At 54.7% G+C, this 331-nt stretch carries 1 protein-coding gene; it reads left to right on the top strand.

Translation table 11 applies throughout. The features are described 5' to 3' along the window. On the top strand, positions 1 to 194 hold a 194-nt coding region (locus P5674_RS26220; protein ID WP_315670525.1), incomplete at its 5' end, for a hypothetical protein. Positions 195 to 331 lie beyond the last annotated feature (137 nt).

Genomic DNA, 331 nt, shown 5'->3' with positions numbered 1-331 from the left:
CGCACCCGCCCCTACATTACATTGGGCGCGTTATTCGAGGTCGAAATTGGGTGAAATTGGCTGAAAATGCGATCGCACCACCCAAAACCGTCGTGGGGAAAGGGCGGGTGTATATAATTGGCTGGTGTGTTCGATGGCTGACTGCTGCACCCGCCCCTACATTGGGCGCGTTATTTGAGGTCGAAATTGGGTGAAATGGCGATCGCACCACCTGTTCAAAACGGCGGCGGGGAAAGGGCGGGTGTATATAACTGGCTGGTGTGTTCGATGGCTGACTGCTGCACCCGCCCCTACATTGGGCGCGTTATTTGAGGTCGAAATTGGGTGAAAT

The sequence above is a fragment of the Limnospira sp. PMC 289.06 genome, from assembly GCF_032350395.1.
Classification (GTDB): Bacteria; Cyanobacteriota; Cyanobacteriia; order Cyanobacteriales; family Microcoleaceae; genus Limnospira; species Limnospira platensis.
This window is presented reverse-complemented; position numbering and strand designations above follow the sequence as displayed.